This is a genomic window from Streptococcus sp. A22 (genome assembly GCF_043674215.1).
GTDB classification, from domain to species: Bacteria; Bacillota; Bacilli; order Lactobacillales; family Streptococcaceae; genus Streptococcus; species Streptococcus suis_V.
The window spans coordinates 1-7688 of record NZ_JBIMJQ010000042.1 but is presented as its reverse complement, the minus strand read 5'-3'; the positions used below and the strand labels follow the sequence as shown (position 1 = coordinate 7688).

General features: G+C 34.8%; 10 protein-coding genes. All 10 read left to right on the top strand.

Features of this window, described 5'->3' with window-relative positions:
* The first annotated feature begins 174 nt into the window (after nt 1-174).
* Nucleotides 175-2622 (top strand): N-6 DNA methylase, encoded by a 2448-nt coding sequence (locus ACHBHN_RS10875; RefSeq protein WP_394734120.1) that lies wholly within the window; start codon nt 175-177, stop codon nt 2620-2622.
* A gap of 466 nt (nt 2623-3088) precedes the next feature.
* On the top strand, nt 3089-3322 hold the full coding sequence (locus ACHBHN_RS10870; protein WP_394734119.1) for a hypothetical protein: 234 nt from the start codon (nt 3089-3091) through the stop codon (nt 3320-3322).
* Between the two features lie 235 nt (nt 3323-3557).
* Complete coding sequence (locus ACHBHN_RS10865; protein WP_394734118.1) at nt 3558-3953, top strand: hypothetical protein; 396 nt, start codon at nt 3558-3560, stop codon at nt 3951-3953.
* The gene (locus ACHBHN_RS10860) at nt 3954-4172 is read left to right on the top strand and encodes a hypothetical protein (protein ID WP_394734116.1); all 219 of its coding nucleotides are present in this window, start codon (nt 3954-3956) and stop codon (nt 4170-4172) included.
* A 10-nt stretch (nt 4173-4182) separates the two neighbouring features.
* Nucleotides 4183-4578, top strand: a complete 396-nt coding sequence (locus ACHBHN_RS10855; protein ID WP_245169926.1) for a hypothetical protein — start codon at nt 4183-4185, stop codon at nt 4576-4578.
* Between the two features lie 57 nt (nt 4579-4635).
* On the top strand, nt 4636-4800 hold the full coding sequence (locus ACHBHN_RS10850) for a hypothetical protein (protein WP_167785042.1): 165 nt from the start codon (nt 4636-4638) through the stop codon (nt 4798-4800).
* A 125-nt stretch (nt 4801-4925) separates the two neighbouring features.
* Nucleotides 4926-5321 carry a hypothetical protein gene (locus tag ACHBHN_RS10845; protein ID WP_394734114.1) on the top strand — a complete coding sequence of 132 codons (396 nt, stop codon included), beginning with the start codon at nt 4926-4928 and terminating at the stop codon, nt 5319-5321.
* Between the two features lie 71 nt (nt 5322-5392).
* Nucleotides 5393-5791, top strand: coding sequence for a hypothetical protein (locus ACHBHN_RS10840; protein WP_394734113.1), 399 nt, complete (start codon nt 5393-5395; stop codon nt 5789-5791).
* A 25-nt stretch (nt 5792-5816) separates the two neighbouring features.
* Nucleotides 5817-6893, top strand: a complete 1077-nt coding sequence (locus ACHBHN_RS10835) for a hypothetical protein (RefSeq protein WP_394734112.1) — start codon at nt 5817-5819, stop codon at nt 6891-6893.
* A gap of 10 nt (nt 6894-6903) precedes the next feature.
* Nucleotides 6904-7458, top strand: coding sequence for a hypothetical protein (locus ACHBHN_RS10830; RefSeq protein WP_394734110.1), 555 nt, complete (start codon nt 6904-6906; stop codon nt 7456-7458).
* The last annotated feature ends 230 nt before the right edge of the window (nt 7459-7688 follow it).

Here is a 7688-nt window from a genome sequence, read left to right as displayed (position 1 = left end):
ACAGCACAGCACAGCACAGCACAGCACAGCACAGCACAGCACAGCACAGCACAGCACAGCACAGCACAGCACAGCACAGCACTAAGGGTTACTCTAAACCTCTTTTTGTGCATCCCAAAAACAGAATTTGCTAAATCAAGCAAGTTCTGTTTTTTGCGTTTATAGGAGGTAGAAATGACTCTAAAAAAATTTATAATGGAAAATATTGAAAATTTTAATAATAACGTTAAGACAGAGGAGGATTTAAAAGTAAAAGTAGTTTTACCTTATCTGAAAAAACTTGGTTATTCTGAATCTGATATGAATTTTGAGTCCCCAATGGAAGTTGTTATTGGCTCAAAGAAAACTATTGTCTATTCTGATATTGAAATTGTATTAGATGGTCGTGTCGAACTTGTTATTGATATTAAACGTCCAAGTCATGCAGTTACACAAACAGATATATTACAAGCTGCTAGCTATGCCAAGTTAATTAGTACTCCACCTGCTACAATAAGTTGTGTAACAAATGGTATTAGCGTAATTACAACGAATACTTTTACAGGCGAACAAGAAGAATCTATACCTACTAAATCTCAATTACTAAAAAGAGTAAACTCTACAAAGAAAAAAGTTTTTACAGAAATCCAGTTGAATGAAGTAAAAAGGGTTTTACTAACATTAGCAGAACCTGAGGAACTCTATAAACTTATCAATTCTTCAAAAAATACAATTGAGAAAAAAGCCTTGATAAGAAGTGATCAGTCATTTAAAGAAATAACAAAGATTATTTTGGTAAAAATGAATGAAGAACGCCGTGTTAAAGCTTACGAAGGAGAAAATCGATTCTCGGTGGAATATTTAGAAAAGTTGGCTGGTGCCAATAAATTCTCTATTGTTGAAGGATTTAAACATCTCTTTACTGAAGCACTTAAAAGATACCCAAATATTTATCCTGGTGATGAGGCTCAATTTTTAATCGAAGATGATGAGGCTCTTATAAAAGTTGTTGACGATTTATCTCCATTTTCATTTTTAGGAACTGGCGAGGATATTAAAGGAGCTGTTTATGAAATTTTCTTAAAAGGAACTTTAAGAGGCGAGTTTGACCAATACTTTACACCTCGCGAAATAGTTGATTTCATGGTTCAATTGGCTGATCCTCAAATGGATGATATATTCCTTGATCCAGCTTGTGGATCTGGTGGATTTTTAATTCAAGCTTTTAACCATGTAAACCAAAAAATAATAAATTCTCGTAGTTCTGAAGTTGAGCAAAATAAATTATTTAAAGATTTAATCAATAAAAATATTTGGGGACATGAAGCTGATAAAGATTTACATGTTTTAGCAAAAATAAATCTTATAATGCACGGAGATGGTTGGAATAATATCTATCAAGGGGATACACTAATTTCAAATCATTTAAAAGATGACTATTTTGATTTAGTTCTTGCAAATCCGCCTTTTACTATAAAATATGAATTTACCGATACTTTATCTAAATATGAAATGGGAATTGGCAAACCCAAAGAAGAACTAGATATTTTATTTGTAGAAAAGTCATTAAATGTTTTGCAAGAAGGGGGAGATATGTATATTGTCTTACCAGAAGGACTTCTTACAAATAAGTCATACCAGTATTTTAGAGACTGGTTATTAGAAAAAGCTGACTTGCTATGTAGTATCTCTTTACCAGAGGGAGCGTTTATTCCTATGGGAAGCTCTGTCTCTAAAACATGTATTTTAGGACTTAGGAAAAAATCTTCTGATAGTTCATATAAATCCCCAACTCATGCCTTTTTAGGTGTTGCTAAGGAAATTGGTTTCGAGACAGGAAAAAAATCATATAAGAAAATAGGCGAAAATGATCTAAATGAATTTTTGAGTGATTATGACGAAGTTTATGAAGAAATTAGAACTACAAGCAATGGTGGGGAATATGGATGGATTCCAAATTCCAAAGTTACCCCAAGGAGACTTGGAGCCTCACATCTCCTTAACCTTATTGATGTTAAAAATTTTAAAACAACACTTCCACTAGGTGAAGTGGTATCAATTGAACAACCAAAGATTCCAGTTAAAAATTCAGAACTGTATTATTATTTAGAGATACCTGATATCAGTGAATCTACAGGAGCAGTTACCAATATAAGAAAACTTACTGGCAATAATATAACAAGTAATAGTTTAGTAGAATTTAAGCCAGGTGACATCCTTTTTTCTAGAATAAATCCTAGAAAGAATAGAATTACTTTAATTCCAAAATTTGACCATGACTCAAAAACTAAATTTGTTACTTCTGGAGAAATATATGTGTTAAAAGTAAAAGATAATAACGAATATCTTTCAGAAGTAACCCAAAGTGCTCTGGTGCCAATTTTGAGAAGTCCAAGTGTAAAAAATCAAATTGTTCGATTGGGTGTTGGTTCATCAAGCTCTCGTGCTAGAGTTTACGCGGATGACCTTGAAGGAGTAAGAATTCCAATTTTAAGTCAAGAAAACTTGATCGAACTTTCAACGCTAGCAACAAAAAATGCACTTTTAATTTGGAATCAATCGCAAGAATACATTAAGAATCATGTTAAAATGCAAACAATGCTTGATTCTATTGAAGATAAGGATACTTATAGATCTATTTGAAACCAACAGACTATCAAGGCAGGGATCACGACTAACAAAAATGCAATCCTTCTTATTTAATGGCTGGGACCGATTCATACCATAGTATAATTCCGATTCTGTTTTTCGGTTTCATTCAATAATATAGATAACACCTATCCTCATACGTAGAGTGTGTTGCTCTGCTCGTAAAAGCCAAAAAACCTTGGAACGAAAGGGATAATGAAAAGCCTTGATTTCAAGGCTTTTTGCTTTGGGGTGGGTAAGTATCAGAGTGAGAAATTTTTTACAGTGAGTAGAAGTGATAGCTAGAAATTATCCAATTCTATTTCCATTTACCCTGTGGGTACGTGTTTGTTTCCATTGACAAGGAGTATGAGGGAATAGAAACGTACCCACCTCTAATATCGCCTGAATGGTCGATTGAAGTGTGAGTTTTAAATTTGATACAAAATGTGTTATACTTTGTTAAAAATGGGGTTATATTATGAAATTTGATTTAGAATTGGTAGAAAATGGAAAGTATTTCGATATCCTGAATAAATGGGAACTTGATCCTAGTGTGGTACGATTACCTTTTTATGATGGAAAATCTAAAAGGATAGTAGGTTTACGAAAAAATCTAATTTCTGATTACTTTATTGAGAGTTTGACTGAAATTCACCATGATGGTATGCCCTCAGAAAAAGATAAGGATCGCGGTCATTTTATAGCTCAGTGATTCAAAGAATTCCTATTGACGCCGGATGAATTGAGTAGTTTTAACAATGAAGTAAATAGATAATATTCCAGATGCTATATTTCATAATTTTAACAAATTCAATGAGGTAGCTATGGAGTGTCACTGACCGAGAAAAAAACGGGATTATCTTTACAGATGCTTCTAATAATTGTCTTGGGAATGATGGTGACTATGTACTCATTGTTACGTAACAAACGGAGAGGAAAGTAGTAAGATGAAAAAGTATCGATTATTTATCAGTATTTTAGCAACAATAGCAATTTTAATTTTAGGAGGGTGTGGTATGACTTCTCAGAAAGAAACATTGAAGGAAGAGAGACAAATTGCAAAAAAGATAGCTAAAGATTTTTCGTCAAAATATTTGGCGCCAGATAAAAATGAAATCACAACGATTACCTTTTATCAGGAACCGGTCGTTTCAAACGATGCAACTGGAAATGTTACATATAAATTTTACATAAATGATAATAGTGAATGGAAAGTCGTAGCTTCTGTTAAGGAACAGACCGGTGAGATATGGGCTTATGGAAGTGATTATATTGACCTTGTCCATTCTGAACAAATTCTTCAAAATGATGATTTGACTATTAAACTTTGGGAGCAAAAGTAAATGTTAACCACACCTCAAGACAGTAAGATTCTATCAAATGTTTCCTATTGGATAGATACGAATAAATCTGACAAACCGTTTACCCCTTTAAAAGGTGAGATATTAGATACTAGAGATATCAGAGGATTATCACAGAACTTCCAAGTCCTCGCAGTAGAAGACAACACCGCTAATGGTATGCAGGCAATGGCCGTAGCGCCAGTTGTTAACTGTGATTAGGAGATATAAAATGACGAAACGAAGAATTTTTATTAGTTTAGTAGTCGCAATCACAATTTTAATATTAGGAGGTTGTGGAATGGCTTCGCAGAAAGAAACATTGACGAAAGAGCAACAAGATAATGTGGTTAAAAGGATATCGAGAAATTACAAAATTAAAAAGGTGGAATTTGTGAATTTAGAAAGGAATAATTCAACTGGTTATTATAGTTTAGTATTTAAGGTGAATGATAAAAAGACGACGAATATAGTTCAGTTTAAGAATGCTGAGGAATTTGACAGTTCAGAAGGAATTATTGCTTTGGATCCTATTGAAGAATTTACTGATATTAAAAAGTCTATAGAATTCGATAGTAGTAAGAGGGTAGACACTAGTGATATTACAATAATCTATTTGAAAGGATAGTTCTTATGATGACAGAACATCAATCTAATTGGTTAGCTACACAAGTCTATAGTGTAGATGGTCAAAAAAAATGATGGTCAATATGAAACTATTAGTAAAGGTCCATATTATTATGATAAAAACAACCCTGAGATAGGTCAATTCCAAGTCCTCGCTGTAGAAGACAACACCGTCAACGGCATGCAGGCTAGTGTCTTTTTGTTTAGCAAGTGGCTATTATAAATGTACAATTCGCGCTGATCGAGAAAAAACGGGATTATCTATACAGATGCTTCTAATAAACGGCTTGGGAATGATAGTGATTTTGTACTCATGGTTTCGTAATTAATGGAGAGGAAAGCAGTAAGATGAAAAAGTATCGATTATTTATCAGTATTTTAGCAACAATAGCAATTTTAATTTTAGGAGGGTGTGGCATGACTTCGCAGAAAGAAACATTGACGAAGGAGCAACAGGATAATGTGGTGCGAGGAATTGTCAAGAATTATAATATAGAAACAATAAAATTTATAAAATTTAGTAAAGACCTAAAAACAGGTAGTTATCACTTGTTATTTACCATAAATAACAACGAAAGATACAAAACAGGAATTACAGTTCGAAAAATTTCAGAGTTTGATGAAAGTCTGGACAATATTGGTCTCAGTCCTATTGAGGATTTTGAACCTCTGGAAAGGGATGTTCCAATCGATAGTACAGAAGATACTATTAAAAAGGTAGATGTGGTATATTTAGGAGAATAGTATAATCGTCTTGGGAATGATAGTGACTTTGTACTCATTGTTTCGTAATAAACGGAGAGGAAAGCAGTAAGATGAAAAAGTATCGATTATTTATCAGTATTTTAGCAACAATAGCAATTTTAATTTTAGGAGGGTGTGGTATCACTTCGCAGAAAGAAACATTGACGAAGGAGCAACAAGATAATGTGGTAAGATGGATTGCTAGGGGCTATGAAGTGCAAGAAGTTGAATTTTTACAACTATCACAAAATACCAGTACACGCATTTATTTGCTATCAATTCGTCTTAATGGAGATAAGTCTTTAGAAACAACAATTCCGGCAGATAGTCTTGATGAGTTTGATGCTTCTGAAGGAGAACTATTGTTAGGACCAATTGACAATTTTGAGGAAATTTTGAAAGAAAAACCATTAGAAAAAACAAGGTCTATTGATATCTCTAGTACAAGAATTGTTTATTTGGAGGATTAACCATGACTATTGATCTATATAACAAGTGGTTACTATTGCAGTAGGTCTTGCGGCTATTGTAGCAACAGCAGGTGCTGCGACCCCTTTGGTTGTAGGTGCAGGCATTGTGGCAGGAACAGGCACTGTCGCCTATGGTGCTTCCAATGTGGCAGAAGCAGGACAAGGTATTTACCTAGGCTATAAAGGTGATGGTAAAACATTAGCCATCAACCCCATCCGAGATACCCTCTTCATGGGAAATGATAAACTATACCATCAAGTGGGCGGTCTCTTTACAACCACCAGTGCCGTGATGATCCCCATCGGACAAACACAGAGTGTGACTAAAGGACTCGCTGAGTTTGCGATAGGTGAAGTAGGCGGTTTTGTCGGAGGTCAGGTAGGCTATCACGGAACCAAACTTCTAGGAGGAAACGAAGCTGATGCCGAGCGTGCAACTTTTGTAGGCAGTATCTTAGGTGGCTTTGCGGCATCGTCTGCGGCAAGTAAGTTTAGTTTGAATGATGTGGGTAAAACTAAGGTCACTTCATTTATGGATGAGATGAGTCCTGAAGATGCACGAAGGTATGAGCAGTGGAATAAGTTAGTCGCAGATGGTCTCGACCCAGAACAAAGGATGTGGATTCAAGATTTCGGAACCCCAAATACCTATTTTGAATTCAAGAAACATAATCCTAGTCAAAACATTTCAGATTATCAGGATTTAGTCCTAAATCAAAGTCCATGGCCGAAAGGCTATACTCCAGAAAAAACAACTTTGAAATCAGGGGATACCTTTGAAATGGCAATGGGACCAGAGAGAATCCAGCCTAATGATTGGCCTGGAGGATTTGGAACAGATAGCGGAACAATTAGTAGTAAAGATTATGTGTACAATGATTTAGCGGTTAAATCTGATTGGAAACCAGAGCTTGAACGAGTGGTACAATATCGTGTCAAAGAGGGAGTAGAACTCCCTGTTCAAGTAGGTCCTGTTGGTCCACAAATTGATGTACAAGTAGATAAATACTTACCGGGAGGAGCTAGTCAGATACAGATGCTAGTAGAACCTGCAAATAGAATGGATTATCTAGATATTGTTTCAGTTAGATATTTTGAGTAAAGGATAAAAAATGAAAATAACATTTAGTGAAAATATAGTTAGTTGGGAATACAAAAATAGCTTTTTCGAAATAAATGTACCGAAGGTCATCCACGCAAAATATGATAAGAATGAAGATATAGTGGTAGTAAGTTGTGGAGATAACTTTATCACAGAGGAATATTTTTATTACAGTATGGAAGGAAAAATGTTAGGTAAACAGAATGTGAAGGAGGAAACGGTAGAGTGGAACTATGATAGACCTCATAAACTTACATTTCAGTTTACAAATAATATTCTATTCTGTCCTAGTCATAAATTAATTTTTAGTATTTTTCGTCAATCTAATGATCGTGGCAGTATCTCAAAATTGGAGGTTTATAATTTTTACGGGCAGCGAATCTATCGAACGGATTCCCCTGTTGGTTATACAATGATCTATATCGCAGATATAAATGAGAAAAAATTGAAGATTGCTTGTGAAGCGATCGACAAGGCAAACTACGATTCCTATGGAAGAAGCAGATTTTATTTTAATTTAGATTTGGCTACGGGAGAATGGGAAAAATCAGGATTAGCTTACTAAGTCTAGCTGGAGATTTATGTAGGAAATGTCCAAACAGTGCCGTGATGATTCCCATTGGACAAACGCAGAGTGTGACTAAAGGCCTCGCTGAGTTTGCGGATGAAGCTTTATCAGGAACAGTTCAAGGAGCTGTCAGCTCTTGTAATAACCTATGCTTCGCTTTTGGAAACGGATATTGCTTTGATTTCACAAACAGGTCAGGAACTGGTTCACACAGATAATGTTCTTGG